This is a genomic window from Pseudomonas sp. ABFPK, assembly GCF_001586765.1.
In the GTDB taxonomy this organism is placed as follows: Bacteria; Pseudomonadota; Gammaproteobacteria; order Pseudomonadales; family Pseudomonadaceae; genus Aquipseudomonas; species Aquipseudomonas asiatica.
The window spans coordinates 140,978-161,672 of record NZ_LQXW01000034.1 but is presented as its reverse complement, the minus strand read 5'-3'; the positions used below and the strand labels follow the sequence as shown (position 1 = coordinate 161,672).

The window sequence follows — 20,695 nt, the reverse complement described above, 5'->3', positions numbered from 1 at the left end:
GGGCTAGTCAGCGCTCAGCAACAACGAACTGGGCGTCCCTTCCCGCCACCGTAACGTGCCTCCTGGCGCTCCCGGAAAAACGCCTCGTAGGACATCAGCGGTTTTTCCGGGTGCTTGAGCTGCATGTGCTCCACATAGGCGTCGTAGTCTGGCATGCCGACCAGCATCCGGGCGGCTTGCCCCAGGTACTTACCCATCTTGCTCAGGTCATTGAACATTCCGGGCGCCCCCTCAGACGTCCGGCTGTGGCTGGAACGGTGATTCCTTGTCGGTGCGCTCGGGCATGACCCAGGCACGGCGCCCCACCTTCACGGCAAAGCAAAGAATGCTAAGGACCACCAACAGGAACAATGCTGTCAGCGTCGCGTTGGTATAGGCATTGAACACAACGTGCTGCATTTGCATCAGATCCTTCGCAGGCGCCAGCACCTGGCCTGCAGCGGCAGCATCACTGTACTTCTTGGCAAGCGCCAGGAAGCCCATCGAGGGGTCCTTGTCCAGCAGCTTGATAAGACCGGCCGTAGTGGTGCAGATCAGCAGCCAGACGGCTGGAATCAAGGTAACCCAGACGTATCGCTGACGCTTCATGCGGATAAGCACCACACAGCCGAGCATGAGCGCGATCCCGGCCAGCATCTGGTTGGAGATGCCGAACAGCGGCCACAGGGTGTTGATGCCACCCAGCGGGTCGATCACCCCTTGGTACAGCAGCCAGCCCCACATGGCCACGCAACCTGCGGTAGCGATCAGGTTCGCCGTCCAGGAGTCGGTCTTCTTCAGTGCAGGCACGAAATTGCCGAGCAGATCCTGCAGCATGAAGCGCCCTGCACGGGTGCCGGCATCGACGGCGGTGAGGATGAACAGTGCCTCGAAGAGAATTGCAAAGTGGTACCAGAACGCCATGGTGTTCTCGCCTGGCAGCGCCTGGTGGAGGATCTGGGCAATCCCCACGGCCAAGGTCGGCGCTCCGCCGGCGCGAGCCAGGATGGTGTGCTCGCCAATGTCGGCGGCAGTCTGTTGCAGGATTTCCGGTGTTATGGTGAAACCCCAGCTGCTCACGGTAGCCGCCACGGTCGCGACATCGCCACCCACCACAGCGGCCGGGCTGTTCATGGCGAAGTAGATCCCAGGTTCGATGACCGATGCCGCGACAATGGCCATGATCGCGACGAAGGACTCCATCAGCATCGCGCCGTAGCCGATGTAACGGGCATGACTTTCATTGGCCAACAGCTTGGGTGTGGTACCCGAACTGATCAACGCGTGGAAGCCAGACACCGCGCCGCATGCCACGGTGATGAACAGGAAGGGGAACAGGGCGCCCTTCCAGACCGGGCCCGTACCATCGATGAAGTGGGTAACGGCTGGCATTTTCAGGTCGGGGGCGATGACCAGGATGCCGATTGCCAGGGCGACGATAGTCCCGATCTTGAGGAAGGTCGAAAGGTAGTCCCGTGGCGCCAAGATCAGCCAGACGGGCAGTACCGCGGCAACGAAGCCATAGCCGATGAGCATCCAGGTAATCTGCAACCCGGTGAAGGTGAACGCAGGCCCCCAGACTGGGTCGGCGGCGACCAGTCCACCGCACCAGATGGACGCCAGCAGCAGGACCACGCCGATCACAGAGATCTCACCGATACGCCCTGGGCGCAGGTAGCGCATGTAGACGCCCATGAACACTGCAATCGGCAACGTGGCCATTACCGTGAACATGCCCCAGGGGCTCTCCGCCAGCGCCTTGACCACGATCAGAGACAACACCGCGAGGATGATGATCATGATCAGGAAGGCACCGAACAAGGCAATGGTACCGGGAATGGAACCCATTTCTTCGCGTACCAGTTCGCCCAGGGAGCGACCATTGCGACGGGTGGAGATGAACAGCACCATGAAGTCCTGGACAGCGCCCGCCAGGACCACACCGGCGATCAGCCAGAGTGTTCCGGGCAGGTAGCCCATTTGCGCGGCAAGCACCGGGCCAACCAGAGGGCCCGCGCCGGCAATGGCAGCAAAGTGGTGCCCGAAGAGAATGTGCTTGTTGGTCGGTACGTAGTCCAGGCCGTCGTTGTTGAGTACGGCGGGCGTGGCGCGTGTGGCGTCCAGTTGCATCACCTTGTTGGCGATGAACAGGCTGTAGTAACGGTAGGCAATGAGGTAGATGGCGACTGCTGCAGTCACGATCCAGAGGGCGTTGATGGCTTCGCCTCTGCGTAGTGCAAGGGTGCCCAGCGCGAACGCACCAAGCAAGGCAACGGCAAACCAGGCAATTCGGGTAGCCAGTGTGGTCATCGAATTTTCTCCTGTCGCGGGTGGTAAACCTGCGACGGCTTTTGTTGTTGTATGTGTCCGGATAAGGACGGCGACACTTTCGCCATGCCGGGTCCACAAGAAAATTCGCAGTAATACGGGCGCGATCTACGTAGAACTACGTAGAACGGGCATCGCAAGAAGGGCCGCCTGAAGAACTGACGGCTGAAACTCGCGCCCTGCAGGCAGGATTGTATTGATTTCAGTACATCGTATTGAAATCAATACACACCCATTCAGATACGGCAGTGCAAGGGTTTGATCCCCAAACCCTTTTTCATCCCCCTCCCGCTGTAGCGTTTTCATTCCACAAGTATGACAAACTGAATACGTAAAATAATTAACATATTGATTTATAACGTTTTTCAACGATTGGCCGCATTTTTGCTAAGGGAATCCCAACCCCAAGAGCGCGGAGCCACCGCGCCTAACGCCCTGCTTCCCGAGGATTCCCCATGAGCGAGTTGCGTTTCACTGAAGATCACGAATGGCTGCGCGTCGAAGCCGATGGCAGCGTTACCGTGGGCATCACCGCCTACGCCCAGAACGCCCTTGGCGATGTGGTCTACGTGCAACTGCCAGAGCTGCAGCAGTACGACAAAGGCGCCGAAGCCTCCACCGTGGAATCGGTGAAAGCCGCCAGCGGCGTGTACATGCCCCTGGCCGGTGAAGTGGTCGCCGTCAACGAAGCCCTCAACGACAGCCCCGAGCTGGTCAACGAAGACCCGCTGGGAGACGGCTGGTTCTTCCGCTTCAACCCGGCCGACATGAGCGAAGTCACCGCCCTGCTCGACCAAGACGCCTACGACCGCCTGATCAAAGCCAACGACGACGCCTGAGGAACCCCGCCATGACCATCAACCTCGGCACCGCCAACGAATTCATCGCCCGCCACATCGGCCCGCGCGCCGCTGACGAGCAGGCCATGCTGGCCGCCCTCGGCTTCGACTCGCTGGAAGCCATGACCGCAGCGGTCATCCCTGACAGCATCAAGGGCACCAGCGTGCTCGGCTCGCACGACGGCCAGAGCGAAGCCGACGCGCTTGCCGCGCTCAAGGCCATCGCCGGCAAGAACCAGCTGTTCAAGAGCTACATCGGCCAGGGCTACTACAACACCCACACCCCGGCGCCGATCCTGCGCAACCTGCTGGAAAACCCGGCCTGGTACACCGCCTATACCCCGTACCAGCCAGAAATTTCCCAGGGCCGCCTGGAGGCTCTGCTGAACTTCCAGACCCTGATCAGCGACCTGACCGGCCTGCCGATCGCCAACGCCTCCCTGCTCGACGAAGCCACCGCTGCGGCCGAGGCCATGACCTTCTGCAAGCGCCTGTCGAAGAACAAGGCCAGCCACGCCTTCTTCGCCTCCGTGCACTGCCACCCGCAAACCCTCGACGTGCTGCGCACCCGTGCCGAGCCGCTGGGTATCGAGATCGTGGTCGGCGACGAACGCGAGCTGGGCGATGTCAGCGCCTTCTTCGGCGCCCTGCTGCAGTACCCGGCCAGCAACGGTGAAGTCTTCGACTACCGCGAAGTGGTCGAGCGCTTCCACGCAGCCAATGCCCTGGTCGCCGTGGCCGCCGACCTGCTGGCCCTGACCCTGCTGACCCCGCCGGGCGAGTTCGGTGCCGACGTGGCCATCGGCAGCGCCCAGCGCTTCGGTGTGCCGCTGGGCTTTGGTGGCCCGCACGCGGCCTACTTCTCTACCCGTGACGCATTCAAGCGCGACATGCCAGGCCGCCTGGTCGGCGTGTCGATCGACCGCTTCGGCAAGACCGCCCTGCGCCTGGCCATGCAGACCCGCGAACAGCACATCCGCCGCGAAAAGGCCACCAGCAACATCTGCACCGCCCAGGTGCTGCTGGCCAACATCGCCAGCATGTTCGCCGTGTACCACGGCCCGGCCGGCCTCAAGCGCATCGCCGAACGTACCCATGCCCTGACCGCGATCCTGGCCGCCGGCCTGAAGACGCTGGGCGTGCAGGTAGTGGGCGCCAGCGCCTTCGACACCCTGACCCTGGCCACCGGCAGCGCCACTGCCAGCCTGCATGACAAGGCCCGCGCCCAGGGCATCAACCTGCGCCAGATCGACGCCGCCCACGTGGGCCTGTCGCTGGACGAAACCACTAGCCAGGCCGATGTCGAGACCCTGTGGCAACTGATCGGTGGCGACCAGGCCCAGCCGGACTTCAACGCGCTGGCCGCCAGCACCGGCTCGCTGCTGCCTGCCGCCCTGCTGCGCCAGTCGGCCATCCTCTCGCACCCGGTATTCAACCGCTACCACAGCGAAACCGAGCTGATGCGCTACCTGCGCCGCCTTGCCGACAAGGACCTGGCGCTGGATCGCAGCATGATCCCGCTGGGCTCGTGCACCATGAAGCTGAACGCCGCCAGCGAAATGATCCCGGTCACCTGGGCCGAGTTCGGCAACCTGCACCCGTTCGCCCCCGCAGAGCAGAGCCAGGGCTACCTGCAGATGACCACCGAGCTGGAAGCCATGCTCTGCGCCGCCACCGGCTACGACGCCGTGTCGCTGCAGCCCAATGCCGGTTCCCAGGGCGAGTATGCAGGCCTGCTGGCCATCCGCGCCTACCACCGCAGCCGTGGCGAAGGCCACCGCGACATCTGCCTGATCCCGTCGTCGGCCCACGGCACCAACCCGGCAACCGCGCACATGGCCGGCATGCGCGTGGTGGTCACCGCCTGTGATGCCCGCGGCAACGTCGATGTCGAGGACCTGCGCGCCAAGGCCATCGAACACCGCGAGCGCCTGGCCGCGATCATGATCACCTACCCGTCGACCCACGGCGTGTTCGAGGAAGCGATCGGCGAAATCTGCGCGATCATCCACGACAACGGTGGCCAGGTGTACATCGACGGCGCCAACATGAACGCCATGGTCGGCCTGTGCGCCCCGGGCAAGTTCGGCGGCGACGTATCCCACCTGAACCTGCACAAGACCTTCTGCATCCCGCACGGCGGTGGCGGCCCGGGCGTCGGCCCGATCGGTGTCAAGTCGCACCTGGCGCCGTTCCTGCCCGGCCACGCGCAGCTGGAAAACACCGAGGGCGCGGTTTGTGCCGCGCCGTTCGGCAGCGCCAGCATCCTGCCGATCACCTGGATGTACATCCGCATGATGGGTGGTGCCGGCCTCAAGCGTGCCTCGCAGATGGCAATCCTCAACGCCAACTACATCGCCCGTCGCCTGGAAGAGCACTATCCTGTTCTGTATACCGGCGGCAACGGCCTGGTGGCCCACGAGTGCATCCTCGACCTGCGCCCGCTGAAGGACACCAGCGGTATCAGCGTCGACGACGTGGCCAAGCGCCTGATCGACTTTGGCTTCCACGCCCCGACCATGTCCTTCCCGGTGGCGGGCACGCTGATGATCGAGCCGACCGAAAGCGAGTCCAAGGAAGAACTGGACCGCTTCTGCGACGCGATGATCCAGATCCGCGAAGAAATTCGCGCGGTCGAGAACGGTAGCCTGGACAAGGACGACAACCCGCTGAAGAACGCCCCGCACACTGCGGCCGAGCTGGTTGGCGAATGGGCCCATGGCTACAGCCGCGAACAGGCGGTGTACCCGCTGCCAAGCCTGGTGGAAGGCAAGTACTGGCCGCCGGTCGGCCGGGTCGACAACGTGTTCGGCGACCGCAACCTGGTGTGCGCCTGCCCGTCGATCGAGAGCTATCAGGACGCCTGATAGCCCTCGGGCCCGCCACCTGACTCAAGGTGTGGTCCGCTGTGGGAGCGGGCGTGCCCGCGAATGCGATGTTGGCTTCAACCACGCATTCGCGGGCACGCCCGCTCCCACAGAGTTCACCGTTTGCCCAATATCCTGGCTGGAGGTCCACCATGTCTTTGAGCGTCTTCGACCTGTTCAAGATCGGCATCGGCCCCTCCAGCTCGCACACGGTCGGCCCGATGCGCGCCGCCGCGCGCTTCGCCGAAGGGCTGCGTCGTGATGGCCTGCTTGCCGGCACGGTCAGCGTCAAGGCCGAGCTGTACGGCTCGCTCGGCGCCACCGGCAAGGGCCACGGCAGCGACAAGGCCGTGCTGCTGGGCCTTGAAGGCGAACACCCCGATGTCATCGACACCGACACCATCCCTGCCCGCCTGCAGGCCATCCGCGACAGCGGTCGGCTGAACCTGCTCGGCGAGCACAGCATCGCGTTCATCGAAAAGCAGCACCTGGCGATGATCCGCAAGCCGCTGGACTACCACCCCAACGGCATGATCTTCCGCGCCTTCGACGAGGCCGGCCTGCAAATCCGCAGCCGCGAGTACTACTCGGTGGGCGGCGGTTTCGTGGTCGACCAGGACGCTGCCGGCCACGACCGCATCGTCGAGGACAGCACACCGCTGACCTACCCGTTCAAGACCGCCAAGGAGCTGCTCGGTCATTGCACCGGGCAAAACCTGTCGATCAGCCAGGTAATGCTGGCCAACGAGGCGGCTTGGCGCCCCGAGGCGGAAACCCGTGCCGGGCTGTTGCGCATCTGGCAGGTGATGCAGGACTGTGTCGAAGCCGGTTGCCGGCATGAAGGCATCCTGCCGGGTGGGCTGAAGGTAAAGCGCCGAGCGCCGGCGTTGTACCGCCAACTGAGCCGCAATCCCGAGGCCAGCCTGCGCGATGCCCTGTCGGTGCTCGACTGGGTCAACCTCTATGCACTGGCAGTGAACGAGGAGAACGCCTACGGCGGGCGCGTGGTCACCGCGCCGACCAACGGCGCGGCGGGCATTGTCCCGGCGGTGCTGCATTACTACATGCGCTTCGTACCGGGAGCCAACGAGGACGGGGTGGTGCGGTTTCTGCTCACCGCCGCGGCCATCGGCATCCTGTACAAGGAAAACGCCTCCATCTCCGGTGCCGAAGTAGGCTGCCAGGGCGAGGTCGGCGTGGCCTGTTCGATGGCCGCCGGGGCGCTGTGCGAGGTGATGGGTGGCAGCGTGCAACAGGTGGAAAACGCTGCCGAAATCGGCATGGAACACAACCTGGGCCTGACCTGCGACCCGATTGGCGGGCTGGTCCAGGTGCCTTGCATCGAGCGCAACGCCATGGGCTCGGTGAAGGCGATCAACGCGGTGCGCATGGCCTTGCGCGGCGACGGGCAGCACTACGTGTCGCTCGACAAGGTCATCCGCACCATGCGCCAGACCGGCGCCGACATGAAAAGCAAATACAAAGAGACCGCCCGTGGCGGCCTGGCCGTCAACATCATCGAATGTTGACCCGACAACAACAGCAAGGAGTCACCGATGTCCGAAACACTGCTCAAGACCCCACTGCACGCCCTGCACCTGGAACTGGGTGCGCGCATGGTGCCGTTCGCCGGCTATGACATGCCGGTGCAGTACCCGTTGGGCGTGCTCAAGGAACACCTGCACACACGCGAGCAGGCCGGCCTGTTCGATGTCTCGCACATGGGCCAGATCACCCTGCGCGGCAGCGATGCCGCCAAGGCCCTGGAAAGCCTGGTGCCGGTGGATATCATCGACCTGCCGGTGGGCATGCAGCGCTATGCCATGTTCACCAATGAGCAAGGCGGCATCCTCGATGACTTGATGGTTGCCAACCTGGGCGACGACACGCTGTTCCTTGTGGTCAACGCCGCCTGCAAGGATCAGGACCTGGCCCACCTGCAAGCGCACATCGGCAGCCGTTGCGAGGTACAGCCACTGTTCGAGCAGCGCGCCCTGCTGGCCTTGCAAGGCCCGGCGGCAGTCAAGGTGCTGGAACGCCTGGCCCCGGAAGTGGCCGGCATGACCTTCATGCAGTTCCGCCCGGTGAAACTGCTGGGTGAAGACTGCTTTGTCAGCCGCTCAGGCTACACCGGCGAAGACGGCTACGAAATCTCGGTACCGGCACTTGCCGCCGAAGCCCTGGCCCGCCGCCTGCTGGCAGAGCCCGAAGTACAACCGATCGGCCTGGGTGCGCGTGACTCGCTGCGCCTGGAAGCCGGCCTGTGCCTGTATGGTCACGACATGAACACCGAGACCACGCCGGTGGAAGCCAGCCTGCTGTGGGCCATTTCCAAGGTTCGCCGTGCCGATGGCGCGCGTGCCGCCGGCTTCCCGGGTGCCGAAGCCATCTTCGCCCATCAGCGTGATGGTGTGGCGCGCAAACGTGTGGGCCTGTTGCCGCAGGAGCGTACCCCAGTACGTGAAGGCGCGGATATTGTCGATGCAAACGATGAACCTGTAGGCAAAGTGTGCAGCGGCGGCTTTGGCCCGACACTCGGTGCACCTGTAGCAATGGGTTATATCGATAGTGAACATACCGCTATCGACACCCCACTGTTTGCCGTGGTGCGTGGCAAGAAGGTTGCCTTGAAAGTCAGCAAAATGCCTTTTGTGGCACAACGTTACTACCGGGGCTGAAGCCGTTTTGTGAAGGTTGCGGGCAGGTTCGACATATTCGTTTTCGAACCTGTCCAATAACTTTTGAACATGGCGCCAGGCCAGGCGCCATGCCGTTTCCGACAAATCGGTCGGTTATCGGCAAACGGCCGATTTTCCATACGACCAAGGGCTTGTTTTTCGCTCGGGAGTTGGCGTAGAGTCACTGCACTGTGTTTGCATGGGTCGCAACAGTTCGTGACCTGGGCCAGTAGCCGCAATCTGCTACAACCCGTTCGACGTCTCTTACTTTCCTGCAACCCAGCCCAGTAATCTTTTGCTTCCTTTATTGCAAAAGAAACTGTCATCAAAATTCAAGCTTCATAGGAAATAAGACAATGGCTGAGCGTCAGAACGGTACCGTCAAGTGGTTCAATGACGAAAAAGGTTACGGCTTCATCACCCCAGAAAGCGGTCCGGATCTGTTCGTGCACTTCCGCGCTATCGAAGGTAACGGCTTCAAGAGCCTGAAAGAAGGCCAGAAGGTCACCTTCGAAGCAGTCCAGGGCCAGAAAGGCATGCAGGCTGACAAAGTTCAGGTCGCCGGCTAAGCCGAACCCGACTTCGAGAAAAGCCCCTGCCAAGTGCAGGGGCTTTTTTTTGCCCGTAGAATAGCGGCTTCGTCTTCTGGAGCCGTTTTGCATGTCCAAGCCTCTGCTCACACCCCAGGGTGATTTTCCTCCGGTCGGCCTGGGCCGACGCCTGGCGGCGATGTTCTACGACTTCCTGCTGTGCACGGCGTTGCTGATCGTGACCGCCGGCGCCTACAAGATGATCCAGATGGCGATCATCGGCGAAGCCCGCATGCGTGAATTGACCGAGGCTGGCGCACTGGACGGCGACCCTCTGCTGTCGACGGTGCTGCTGTTCGTCCTGTTCGGTTTCTTTGCCAAGTTCTGGACCCATGGCGGGCAGACCCTGGGCATGCAGGTGTGGGGCGTGCGGGTACAGAACGCCGATGGCACGGCCATCAGCCTGTGGCAGGCGCTGCTGCGCTTCGTGGTGTCGATTGCCTCGTGGCTGTGCCTGGGGCTGGGTTTTTTCTGGGCGTTGATCGACAAGCGCCAGAGGGGCTGGCATGACATCTATTCGGAAAGCCAGCTGGTGCGGGTGCCTAAGCAGAAGAGATAAGTACAAGCTTCAGGGCAACCAATGTACCTGTAGGAGCAGCCTTGTGCTGCGAAGAGGCCATCACTGGCAACGAGAGTGTTTTGCCAGACCGGCCCTTTCGCAGCACAAGGCTGCTCCTACAAGTTCGCCGCTAGTCTACAGCTATTGGTCAAGCAGCAAAAAGCCGACCCCGAGGTCGGCTTTTTTTGTACAGCTCAGGCCATCAACCTGCCCGGCGCAACAACCACACACCGGCCAGCGCACAGATGCCTGCCGGGATCACCACCGCCAGCAGCGGCGGGAAGCCGAACACCTGGCTCGAGGGCCCCAGCAGGTCCTGGGCGATGCGGAACACGAAGCCTACCAGTACACCGGTGAACACGCGCTGCCCAAGGGTTACCGAACGCAGCGGGCCGAAGATGAAGGAAATGGCCATCAGCACCAGCGCCGCGGTCACCATCGGCTGCAATACCTTGGTCCAGAACGCCAGCCAGTAACGGGCATTGTTCAGGCCCTGGTCGGACAGGTAGTGGATGTAGTCCCACAGCCCGGTGATGGACAGCGACTCCGGCGCGAGGATCACAGTATTGAGCAGTTGCGGCGTGAGCGAAACGTCCCAGCGCTCCTGCGGCGCGGTCACCACTTCGGTGTGGTCGCCACGGAAGAAGGTGGTGCGCACGTCGCTGAGCATCCAGTGGTCGTCCTGGTACTGTGCACGGCGGGCGAAGCTCGAGGTGACAATCTTGCGCTCGCTGTCGAAGCGGTAACGGGTCACACCCAGCAGCAGGCCGTTAGGCTGCACGGCGTTGATGTGCACGTACTCCTCGCCCTGGCGGTGCCACATGCCGCGCTTGGAGCTTTGCGCCTCACCCCCCCCCTGGGCCAGGGAACGGTCGGCCTGGGCCTTGTTCTCGGTCACCGGCGCCACGTACTCGCCGATCAGCAGACCGACCAGCATCAGTACCAGCATCGGCTTCATCACCGCCCAGACGATGCGCCCGATGGAAACCCCTGCAGCACGCATGATGGTCAGTTCGCTGCTGCTGGCCAGGCTACCCAGGCCGATCAGGCAGCCGATCAAGGCGGCCATCGGCAGCATTTCGTACAGCCGCCGCGGTGCGGTCAGCAGGACGAAGTTGCCCGCCTCCATCACCGTGTAGGTGTCACTCAGGTCGCTCATCTCGTCGATGAAGGCAAACAGCGAAGCCAGGCCGAGGATGATCCCCAGCACGGCGAGTATGGCCAGCAGCACGCTCTGGCCGATGTAGCGGTCGAGCTTACCCATGGGCCACCTCCGCACGACGGGCGGCGCGCTTGAGGCGCAGCGGCTCCCAGTACATCAGGCCCAGGCCGATCAGCAGGAACAGGCCGTGGACCCACCACATGCCCAGGGCGATCGGCAGTTTGCCCTTCTCGAGGGCGCCGCGTACGGAAATCAGCATTGTCAGGTAGGCCATGTACAGAAGAATTGCCGGCAGCAGCTTGAGGAAGCGGCCCTGGCGCGGGTTGACCCGGGACAGCGGCACCGCCAGCATGGTGACGATGAACACCAGGATCGGCAGCGACAGCCGCCATTGCAGCTCGGCGCGCTCACGCAGGCCCTTCTTGCCGATCAGCTCGGAAGTGGGGATGGCTTCGCGATCGGTCACTTCCTCGGCGACTTCCGGCTTGGGCAGCAGCACTCCGTAGGTGTCGTACTTGATTGCACGGTAATCGGCCTGGCCCGGGTTGCCGTCGTAACGGTAGCCGTTTTCCAGCACCAGGTAGCGGTTGCCGTCGGCCTGGATTTCCTGGTGGCCTTTTTCGGCAACCAGCACCGACGGGGCGCGGTCCTTGGTCTTGTCCTGGTTGAAGCGCTTCTCGGAAATGAACACCCCGGCCAGGTTGATGCGGTCGTCCGACAGCTCTTCGGTGTAAGTCACCCGCGAGCCGTCGCGCAGGGTCTGGAAGCGGCCCGGCACCAGGGTGTCGAACTCGGTCAGGGCATCCTGCTGGGCGATGATCTGCTGCACCTGGGCCACGCCCAGCGGTGCCAGGCTCAGGCTAAGCCAGGCCACCAGCAGGGCGACCAGGGCGGCCGGCGCCATGGTCAGGCCCAGCAGGCGCTGCTGGCTCATGCCGGTGGCCGACAGCACGGTCATCTCGCTTTCTAGGTACAGGCGTCCGTACGCCAGGAGAATGCCGAGGAACAGCCCCAAAGGCAGGATCAGCTGCAGGAAGCCCGGCAGACGGAAGCCCATGATCAGGAACAGCACGCTCGGGTCGAGCACACCCTGGGCAGCCTGGGCCAGGTACTTGATGAAGCGCCCGCTCATGATGATCACCAGCAGCACGGCGCTGACGGCGCTCAAGGTCACCAGGACCTCGCGGGACAGATAACGAAAGACGATCAAACCAGACACTCCTGGGTTGTCAGGGCGGACTGCCAATCAATGGCGCCAGACAATGACTTAGTACAGCCAAGACCAATGCCGGTTCGCCAAAGGCGAACCTCCATGTAAAGTGCGCGCATTATCCTGTGATTGACCGCCCCTGTCACTTCGCCGCGCATGAAGGCGCATAACGGGGTTGTCAGCACGCTTGCCGCAGGCTCAAACTGGCAGCTTTTCCGCTGGCGCGCGACGACGCGGCCAGGCCCGTCCAGAGCGCTGGAATACACAGCGCCGACTGTATCGATCATTCGGGGATCCTGACATGGAACTGGTTGTAAAAAGCGTAGCTGCTGCATCCGTAAAAACCGCCACCCTGGTCCTCCCGGTAGGTGAAAACCGCAAGCTCGGCGCCGTGGCCAAGGCCGTCGACCAGGCCAGCGAAGGCGCCATCAGTGCCGTGCTCAAACGTGGCGACCTGGCCGGCAAGCCGGGCCAGACCCTGCTCCTGCAGAACCTCGCGGGCCTGAAGGCCGAGCGCGTGCTGCTGGTGGGCAGCGGCAAGGACGAAGCCCTGGGCGACCGCGCCTGGCGCAAACTGGTCGCCAGCGTCGCCGGCGTGCTCAAGGGTCTGAACGGCGCTGACGCCGTGCTGGCCCTGGACGACATTGCGGTCAGCAACCGTGACGCGCACTACGGCAAGTACCGCCTGCTGGCCGAAACCCTGCTCGACGGCGAGTACGTGTTCGATCGCTTCAAGAGCCAGAAGGCAGAGCCGCGCGCCCTGAAGAAGGTCACCCTGCTGACCGACAAGGCCGGCCAGGCCGAGGTCGAACGTGCCGTCAAGCATGCCAGTGCCATCGCTACCGGCATGGCCTTCACGCGCGACCTGGGCAACCTGCCGCCCAACCTGTGCCACCCAAGCTTCCTGGCCGAACAGGCCAAGGACCTGGGCAAGGCGCACAAGGCGCTGAAAGTCGAAGTGCTGGACGAGAAGAAGATCAAGGACCTCGGCATGGGCGCGTTCTACGCCGTCGGCCAGGGCAGCGACCAGCCGCCACGCCTGATCGTGCTCAACTACCAGGGCGGCAAGAAGGCGGACAAGCCGTTCGTGCTGGTGGGCAAGGGCATTACCTTCGACACCGGCGGCATCAGCCTGAAGCCTGGCGCCGGCATGGACGAAATGAAGTACGACATGTGCGGTGCCGCCAGCGTGCTCGGCACCCTGCGTGCGGTGCTCGAGCTGCAGCTGCCGGTCAACCTGGTGTGCCTGCTGGCCTGCGCCGAGAACATGCCGAGCGGCGGCGCCACCCGTCCGGGTGACATCGTCACCACCATGAGCGGGCAGACCGTGGAAATCCTCAACACCGACGCCGAAGGCCGCCTGGTGCTGTGCGACACCCTGACCTACGCCGAGCGCTTCAAGCCGCAGGCAGTCATCGACATCGCTACCCTGACCGGTGCCTGCATCGTCGCCCTGGGCAGCCACACCACTGGCCTGATGGGCAACAACGACGACCTGGTCGGCCAGTTGCTCGACGCCGGCAAGCGCGCCGACGACCGTGCCTGGCAGCTGCCGCTGTTCGATGAGTACCAGGAGCAGCTGGACAGCCCGTTCGCCGACATGGGCAACATCGGCGGGCCGAAGGCCGGCACCATCACCGCCGGCTGCTTCCTGTCGCGCTTTGCCAAGGCCTACGACTGGGCGCACATGGACATCGCCGGCACTGCCTGGGTCAGCGGCGGCAAGGACAAGGGCGCCACTGGCCGCCCTGTACCCCTGCTGACCCAGTACCTGCTGGACCGCGCCGGCGCCTGACGCCATTGAGCCGGTGGCGCCGCGCGCGCCACCGGCCGGCGATACCACCATGAGCAAAGTCGATTTCTACATCCTGCCCACCGACTCGCTGTCGGCGCGGCTCGATTTCGCCTGCAAGCTATGCGAAAAGGCCTGGCGCCTCGGCCACCGGGTCTACCTGCATTGCCAGGACGCCGAGCAGCGCAACGAGCTGGACCAACGCCTGTGGCGCTTCAAGGGCGAGGCCTTCGTGCCCCACGACCTCGCGGAGGTGCATGCCGATGCCAGCGTGGCATTGGGCCTGGCCGCCGACAGTGCGGGCGACCACCACGACCTGTTGATCAACCTGGGCGCCGGCGTACCGGCCTTCGTCGGCCAGTTCGAGCGGGTGGCCGAAATCGTCGTTGAAGAGCCTGGCATCCGCCAATCGGCCCGTGAACGATTCCGTTTCTACCGTGAACAGGGCTATGCTCTGCAAGACCACCGCTTACAGCGACTTTGACGACGATGGACAAGCCCTCCCCCCTGCCCGATTCCGCCCATCTGCTCGATGACCTCGAGTCGATACGCCAGCTGCTTGGCGACGCCGACCTGCAACCACCGCTGCTGACCGAGACGGTGGAGCAGATCCCGTTGCTGCTGGAAGAAGCGCCCGGCAATCATGTGCCTGCGGCCGAACCGGTAGCTGCCGAACCCGAAGATGACCCGCAGACTCGTCGCCAGGACACCCTGCTGCACCTGGAAAGCGAACTGCGTGCGGCGGCGCAGATGATCATGCAGGACGTGATCAACGACTTTACCCCGCACATCGAGAACGAGATCAAGCGCCGGCTGGATGCGCGGATTGAGCGGTTGATCAAGCGTTCCGAGTAGAACCGAAATTCGGCGATGCCTTCTTCGCGGGTAAACCCGCTCCCACAGGACCGGCGCAAGTCTTAAAGCTTGCGCAGCTCCTGTGGGAGCGGGTTTACCCGCGAATAGGCCGTCCCTGCCTGCCAGATAGCAGCAGCTTGTCGCCTGCGGCCCCCAGCTTGGTTATACTTCCCGGCTTTCCCGAATAAATGCACAGGGTCCCGCCGCGCATGGATAAGACCTACCAGCCGCACGCCATCGAAACTTCCTGGTACAACACCTGGGAGTCCGAGAACTATTTCGCTCCACAAGGTGCAGGCGAGTCCTACACCATCATGATCCCGCCGCCGAACGTGACCGGCAGCCTGCACATGGGCCACGGGTTCAACAACGCGATCATGGACGCCCTGATCCGTTTCCGCCGCATGCAAGGCCGCGACACCCTGTGGCAGCCAGGCACCGACCACGCCGGTATCGCCACCCAGATGCTGGTCGAGCGCCAGCTAGAGGCCAAGGGCCAGAACCGTCATGACCTGGGCCGCGAAAAGTTCCTGGAAAAGGTCTGGGAATGGAAGGACCAGTCCGGCGGCAACATCAGCCGTCAGATCCGCCGTCTGGGCTCGTCGGTCGACTGGAGCCGCGAGCGTTTCACCATGGACGACGGCCTGTCCGAAGCGGTCAAGGAAGCCTTCGTGCGCCTGCATGAAGACGGCCTGATCTACCGCGGCAAGCGCCTGGTCAACTGGGACACCAAGCTGCACACGGCCATCTCCGACCTCGAAGTGGAGAACCACGACGAGAAGGGCCACCTGTGGAACCTGCGCTACCCACTGGCCGATGGCGCCAAGACCGCCGAAGGCAAGGACTACCTGGTCGTCGCCACCACCCGTCCGGAAACCCTGCTGGGTGACGCGGCCGTGGCAGTCAACCCGAACGACGAGCGCTACCAGGCACTGATCGGCAAGTTCGTCGAACTGCCGCTGGTCGGCCGCCGCATCCCGATCATCGCCGACGACTACTGCGACCCCGAGTTCGGTACCGGCTGCGTGAAGATCACCCCGGCCCACGACTTCAACGACTACGAAGTCGGCAAACGCCACAACCTGCCGCTGCTGAACATCTTCGACAAGAATGCCTTCGTGCTGGCCAGCGCGCAGGCCTTCAACCTCGACGGCAGCGTCAACGAGCAGGTGGACACCCGCCTGCCGGCCCAGTACGCCAACCTCGACCGCTTCGTCGCACGCAAGCAGATCGTCGCCGACCTGGATGCCCAGGGCCTGCTGGTCAGCATCGACGACCACGCGCTGAAGGTGCCGAAGGGCGACCGTTCGGGCACCGTCATCGAGCCGTGGCTGACCGACCAGTGGTACGTTTCCACCAAGCCGCTGGCAGAACCTGCCATCGCCGCAGTGGAAGATGGCCGCATCCAGTTCGTGCCCAAGCAGTACGAGAACATGTACTTCTCCTGGATGCGTGACATCCAGGACTGGTGCATCAGCCGCCAGCTGTGGTGGGGCCACCGCATCCCGGCATGGTACGACGAGGCCGGCCAAGTCTATGTCGGCCGCAACGAGGAAGAAGTGCGCGCCAAGCACAACCTGGGCGCCGACGTGGTCCTGCGCCAGGACGACGACGTACTCGACACCTGGTTCAGTTCGGGCCTGTGGACCTTCTCTACCCTGGGCTGGCCGGAACAGACCGAGTTCCTCAAGAAGTTCCACTCCACCGACGTGCTGGTAACCGGCTTCGACATCATCTTCTTCTGGGTTGCGCGCATGATCATGCTGACCATGCACCTGATCAAGAACGAGGATGGCACCCCGCAGGTACCGTTCAAGACCGTGTACGTGCACGGCCTGGTACGTGACGGCCAGGGCCAGAAGATGTCCAAGTCAAAGGGCAACGTGCTGGACCCGCTGGACATCGTCGACGGCATCACCCTCGACGCCCTGCTGGAAAAACGCACCAGCGGCATGATGCAGCCCAAGCTTGCCGAGAAAATCGCCAAGCAGACCAAGGCCGAGTTCCCCGAAGGTATCGCCAGCTACGGCACCGACGCCCTGCGCTTCACCTTCTGCTCGTTGGCCTCCACCGGCCGCGACATCAAGTTCGACATGGGCCGCGTCGAAGGCTACCGCAACTTCTGCAACAAGATCTGGAACGCCGCCCGCTACGTGCTGGACAAGGGCGAGGACTGCGGCCAGAACGGCGAGGCATACGAGCTGTCGCTGGCCGACCGCTGGATCATCTCGCAGCTGCAGCGTACCGAAGCCGAAGTGACCCGCCAGTTGGAGCAGTTCCGCTTCGACCTGGCCAGCCAGGCGCTGTACGAGTTCATCTGGAACCAGTATTGCGACTGGTACCTGGAGCTGTCCAAGCCGGTGCTGTGGGACGAGAACGCCCCGGTCGAGCGCGCCCGTGGCACCCGCCGCACCCTGGTGCGCGTGCTGGAAGTGGCGCTGCGCCTGGCGCACCCGTTCATGCCGTTCATCACCGAAGAAATCTGGCAGCGCATCGCGCCGCTGGCCGGCATCGAAGGCAAGACCATCATGCTGCAGCCATGGCCGGTGGCCAATGAAAGCCGCATCGATGCTGCCGCCGAAGGCGACATCGAGTGGCTCAAGGAGCTGATGGTCGGCCTGCGCAACATCCGCGCCGAAATGAACATCGGCCCGGGCAAGCCGCTGCCGCTGTTCCTTAAGAACGCCAACGCCGACGACCAGCGTCGCCTGCAGGAAAACGAAGCCCTGCTGAAGAAGCTGGCCAAGGTCGAATCGTTCACCGTACTGGGCGATGCCGACGAAGCGCCGCTGTCGGCCACCGCCCTGGTCGGTGACCTGCAAGTGCTGGTGCCAATGGCCGGCCTGATCGACAAGGATGCCGAGCTGGCGCGCCTGAACAAGGAAATCCAGCGCCTGCAGGGTGAAGTGGCACGCGTGGGTGGCAAGCTGTCCAACGCCGCCTTCGTCGACAAGGCACCACCTGCCGTGATCGAGAAGGAACGCGCCAAGCTGGCCGAGTCCGAACAGGCCCTGGCCAACTTCACCGAGCAGCATGCGCGGATTGCAGCGCTGTAACCAAAAGTGAAGCCATAGCGGGCTGCTTCGCAGCCCATCGCCGGCAAGCCGACTCCCACAGGAAAGCGCTGTACCTGTGGGAGCTGGCTTGCCGGCGATGCTTTTCAGGACCCCATCATGACCGAAAAACCCACCCTGCACCCGCGCAACCGCCACCAGGGCCGCTACGACTTCCCCAGCCTGATAAAGGCCCACCCTGACCTGGCGCGCTTCACCATCACCAACCCCCACGGCAAACCCAGCATCGACTTCGCCAACCCCGAGGCCGTAAGGGTGTTCAACCGTGCGCTGCTGAAGGCCCAGTACGGCATCCAGCACTGGGATATCCCCGCCGACTACCTGTGCCCGCCGATTCCCGGCCGCGCCGACTACATTCACGTCGCCGCCGACCTGCTGGCCGATGACAATGCCGGCGAGATCCCCAAGGGCGCCCAGGTGCGTGCGCTGGACATCGGCGTGGGGGCCAACTGCATCTACCCGCTGCTGGGCCACAGCGACTACCGCTGGCGCTTCCTTGGCTCGGACATCGACCCCGTGGCCCTGGCTTCGGCCAAGGCCATCGTCCAGGCCAACGGCCTGGGCAAGGCCATCACCCTGCGCCAACAGGCCAACCGTGCGCACATCCTCAGCGGCCTGCTGCAGGAGGGCGAACGCTTCGACCTGACCCTGTGCAACCCGCCCTTCCATGCCTCACGCGACGAAGCCACCCGTGGTAGCCAGCGCAAGTGGAAGAACCTCGGCAAGCAGGACCCCAAGCGCAAGCTGCCGGTGCTCAACTTCGGTGGCCAGAACAACGAACTGTGGTGCGAAGGCGGCGAGATCCGCTTTGTCAGCCAACTGGTCAGTGAAAGCGTGCAGTACGCCGAACGGGTACTGTGGTTCACCAGCCTGGTGTCCAAGGCCAGCAACTTGCCGGGGATCGAGGCTGCGCTCAGGAAAGCGGGCGCCAAGGCCGTGCGCATTAGTGAAATGGGCCAGGGGCAGAAGCAAAGCCGCATGGTCGCCTGGAGCTTCCACGACGACGAGGCGCGCCAGGCCTGGCACGCCGGGCGTAAAACCCAGGCATGAAAAAACCGCGTCCGGGCAAGCCGGGCGCGGTTTCGTCAAAGCTTCAACAATTACTTGTTGATGGCGTCGGTCAGCACTTTGGCCGGAACGAACTTGACGACTTTCTTGGCAGCGATTTCGATGGCAGCGCCAGTCGAAGGGTTGCGGCCGGTACGGGCAGGACGCTCAGCGACTTTCAGTTTGCCGATGCCTGGCAGAGTGATTTCAGCGCCGTTTTCCAGCTGGTCGGCAACGATCTGGCCCAGTTGCTCCAGAGCGTTCTTGGCGGTGGCTTTTGGCGCGGCGATCGATTCGGCGATGTCGGCAATCAGTTGGTCTTTGGTCAATGCCATGGTGGTGTTCCTTCCCTATCAAATTCGATGGTTATGCAGCGGACTACGACGTTATCGGGCCAGCCCCTGAAAGTGGAGGGCCGCGCCAATCGCGTATGTAGATACGCAAATCGACGTTTGGTTCGACACGACGACAGCACGCTGCCAGCAATGCGCCACACAAGGGGCGCAAGACCGCGCAAAGCTACCACAGGAGCAGATAAATATCCGCTGCACGCTTCGATTTAATGCAGGTTTTTCGGGGGTTTTAGCCCAAAACGCACAAAATTGAACAAAAAACGAACAACCGGCATTTCTGCCAACATCCGGCCACTGCATCACCTGGTGTCTAGGGTAAACTGGACGACTTTTGCAGCTCGCCGAGAATTCCATGCCAATCCGTCATTGCATCGTTCACCTGATCGACAAAAAGCCCGATGGCAGCCCCGCCGTGCTGCATGCCCGCGATTCCGAACTGGCTGCCTCCGACGCCATCGAAAACCTGCTGGCCGACCTCAATGACAGCTACAACGCCAAGCAAGGCAAGGCTTGGGGCTTTTTCCACGGCGAGTCCGGCGCCTACCCGCTGAGCGGCTGGCTGAAGCAGTACCTGGACGAAGAAAAGGACTTTACCTCCTTCAGCCGTGTGGCCGTGGAGCACCTGCAAAAGCTGATGGAAGAATCCAACCTGTCCACCGGCGGCCACATCCTGTTTGCCCACTACCAGCAAGGCATGACCGAATACCTGGCAATCGCCCTTCTGCACCACAGCGAAGGTGTGGCAGTGAACGCCGAGCTTGATGTGACGCCTTCGCGCCACCTCGACCTTGGCCAGTTGCACCTGGCGGCGCGCATCAACCTGTCGGAGTGGAAGAACAACCAGAACTCCAAACAGTACATTTCGTTCATCAAGGGCAAGAATGGCAAGAAGGTCTCGGACTACTTCCGTGACTTCATCGGCTGCCAGGAGGGCGTCGACGGCCCGGGCGAAACCCGCACCCTGCTCAAGGCCTTCAGTGACTTCGTCGAGAGTGAAGACCTGCCGGAAGAGTCTGCCCGCGAAAAAACCCAGACCCTGGTCGAGTACGCCACTACCCAGACCAAGCTCGGCGAGCCGGTCACGCTGGAAGAGCTGTCCAGCCTGATCGACGAGGACCGGCCCAAGGCGTTCTACGATCACATCCGCAACAAGGACTACGGCCTGTCGCCGGAAATCCCCGCAGACAAGCGCACCCTCAACCAGTTCCGCCGCTTCACCGGCCGTGCCGAGGGGTTGTCGATCAGCTTCGAAGCGCATCTGCTGGGGGACAAGGTCGAGTATGACGAAGCGGCAGGGACCTTGATCATCAAGGGCCTTCCGACCACCTTGGTGGATCAGTTGAAGCGGCGCAAGGACTGATG

18 protein-coding genes are annotated in these 20,695 nt (G+C 63.1%); 12 read left to right on the top strand and 6 right to left on the bottom strand.

Translation table 11 applies throughout. The features are described 5' to 3' along the window. Positions 1-14 precede the first annotated feature (14 nt). Together WM94_RS19955 and WM94_RS19950 are read right to left on the bottom strand one after the other, a co-directional pair. Positions 15-218 (bottom strand): YbdD/YjiX family protein, encoded by a 204-nt coding sequence (locus tag WM94_RS19955; protein WP_003257949.1) that lies wholly within the window; start codon positions 216-218, stop codon positions 15-17. Positions 219-231: 13 nt separating this feature from the next. Beyond that, positions 232-2,289: a carbon starvation CstA family protein gene (locus WM94_RS19950; protein ID WP_039612755.1), complete on the bottom strand. Its 2,058-nt coding sequence runs from the start codon at positions 2,287-2,289 to the stop codon at positions 232-234. 473 nt (positions 2,290-2,762) lie between these two features. On the opposite strand from WM94_RS19950, the gene gcvH reads away from it, so the two are divergent. From gcvH to WM94_RS19920, 6 genes are all read left to right on the top strand, one after another. Beyond that, positions 2,763-3,146, top strand: a complete 384-nt coding sequence (gcvH, locus tag WM94_RS19945) for a glycine cleavage system protein GcvH (RefSeq protein ID WP_015269081.1) — start codon at positions 2,763-2,765, stop codon at positions 3,144-3,146. An 11-nt stretch (positions 3,147-3,157) separates the two neighbouring features. Then, complete coding sequence (gcvP, locus tag WM94_RS19940) at positions 3,158-6,013, top strand: aminomethyl-transferring glycine dehydrogenase (protein WP_015269080.1); 2,856 nt, start codon at positions 3,158-3,160, stop codon at positions 6,011-6,013. 152 nt (positions 6,014-6,165) lie between these two features. Next, entirely contained in the window at positions 6,166-7,542 is a 1,377-nt protein-coding gene (locus WM94_RS19935; RefSeq protein ID WP_061551961.1) for an L-serine ammonia-lyase, read from the top strand. Between the two features lie 27 nt (positions 7,543-7,569). Continuing rightward, a complete protein-coding gene (gcvT, locus tag WM94_RS19930; RefSeq protein ID WP_061551960.1) occupies positions 7,570-8,691 on the top strand; it encodes a glycine cleavage system aminomethyltransferase GcvT in 1,122 nt (373 codons plus the stop codon). Between the two features lie 356 nt (positions 8,692-9,047). Next, a complete protein-coding gene (locus tag WM94_RS19925) occupies positions 9,048-9,260 on the top strand; it encodes a cold-shock protein (RefSeq protein ID WP_003257941.1) in 213 nt (70 codons plus the stop codon). A gap of 91 nt (positions 9,261-9,351) precedes the next feature. Beyond that, positions 9,352-9,840 (top strand): RDD family protein, encoded by a 489-nt coding sequence (locus WM94_RS19920; RefSeq protein WP_015269077.1) that lies wholly within the window; start codon positions 9,352-9,354, stop codon positions 9,838-9,840. Positions 9,841-10,042: 202 nt separating this feature from the next. Here WM94_RS19920 and lptG read toward each other — a convergent pair whose 3' ends face one another. From lptG to WM94_RS19905, 3 genes are read right to left on the bottom strand one after another with little or no spacing between them, the layout of a single operon-like run. Further along, a complete protein-coding gene (lptG, locus tag WM94_RS19915; protein ID WP_015269076.1) occupies positions 10,043-11,104 on the bottom strand; it encodes an LPS export ABC transporter permease LptG in 1,062 nt (353 codons plus the stop codon). Then, positions 11,097-12,212 (bottom strand): LPS export ABC transporter permease LptF, encoded by a 1,116-nt coding sequence (lptF, locus tag WM94_RS19910; RefSeq protein ID WP_015269075.1) that lies wholly within the window; start codon positions 12,210-12,212, stop codon positions 11,097-11,099. The genes lptG and lptF overlap by 8 nt, the downstream gene beginning before the upstream one ends. Beyond that, the gene (locus WM94_RS19905; RefSeq protein ID WP_003257935.1) at positions 12,209-12,499 is read right to left on the bottom strand and encodes a hypothetical protein; all 291 of its coding nucleotides are present in this window, start codon (positions 12,497-12,499) and stop codon (positions 12,209-12,211) included. The genes lptF and WM94_RS19905 overlap by 4 nt, the downstream gene beginning before the upstream one ends. A gap of 14 nt (positions 12,500-12,513) precedes the next feature. Between WM94_RS19905 and WM94_RS19900 the strand changes: the two genes are divergently transcribed. From WM94_RS19900 to rlmF, 5 genes are all read left to right on the top strand, one after another. After that, positions 12,514-14,007, top strand: a complete 1,494-nt coding sequence (locus WM94_RS19900; RefSeq protein ID WP_003257933.1) for a leucyl aminopeptidase — start codon at positions 12,514-12,516, stop codon at positions 14,005-14,007. A 49-nt stretch (positions 14,008-14,056) separates the two neighbouring features. Beyond that, a complete protein-coding gene (locus WM94_RS19895) occupies positions 14,057-14,488 on the top strand; it encodes a DNA polymerase III subunit chi (protein ID WP_003257931.1) in 432 nt (143 codons plus the stop codon). A 5-nt stretch (positions 14,489-14,493) separates the two neighbouring features. Then, complete coding sequence (locus WM94_RS19890; RefSeq protein ID WP_013971096.1) at positions 14,494-14,859, top strand: hypothetical protein; 366 nt, start codon at positions 14,494-14,496, stop codon at positions 14,857-14,859. 209 nt (positions 14,860-15,068) lie between these two features. Then, entirely contained in the window at positions 15,069-17,915 is a 2,847-nt protein-coding gene (locus WM94_RS19885; RefSeq protein ID WP_013971095.1) for a valine--tRNA ligase, read from the top strand. A 117-nt stretch (positions 17,916-18,032) separates the two neighbouring features. Continuing rightward, positions 18,033-18,983 carry a 23S rRNA (adenine(1618)-N(6))-methyltransferase RlmF gene (rlmF, locus tag WM94_RS19880; protein ID WP_061551959.1) on the top strand — a complete coding sequence of 317 codons (951 nt, stop codon included), beginning with the start codon at positions 18,033-18,035 and terminating at the stop codon, positions 18,981-18,983. Between the two features lie 50 nt (positions 18,984-19,033). Here the strand turns inward: rlmF and WM94_RS19875 are convergent, their stop codons facing one another. Then, complete coding sequence (locus WM94_RS19875) at positions 19,034-19,315, bottom strand: HU family DNA-binding protein (RefSeq protein WP_003257928.1); 282 nt, start codon at positions 19,313-19,315, stop codon at positions 19,034-19,036. Positions 19,316-19,685: 370 nt separating this feature from the next. On the opposite strand from WM94_RS19875, the gene yejK reads away from it, so the two are divergent. After that, positions 19,686-20,693: a nucleoid-associated protein YejK gene (yejK, locus tag WM94_RS19870; RefSeq protein ID WP_013971093.1), complete on the top strand. Its 1,008-nt coding sequence runs from the start codon at positions 19,686-19,688 to the stop codon at positions 20,691-20,693. The last annotated feature ends 2 nt before the right edge of the window (positions 20,694-20,695 follow it).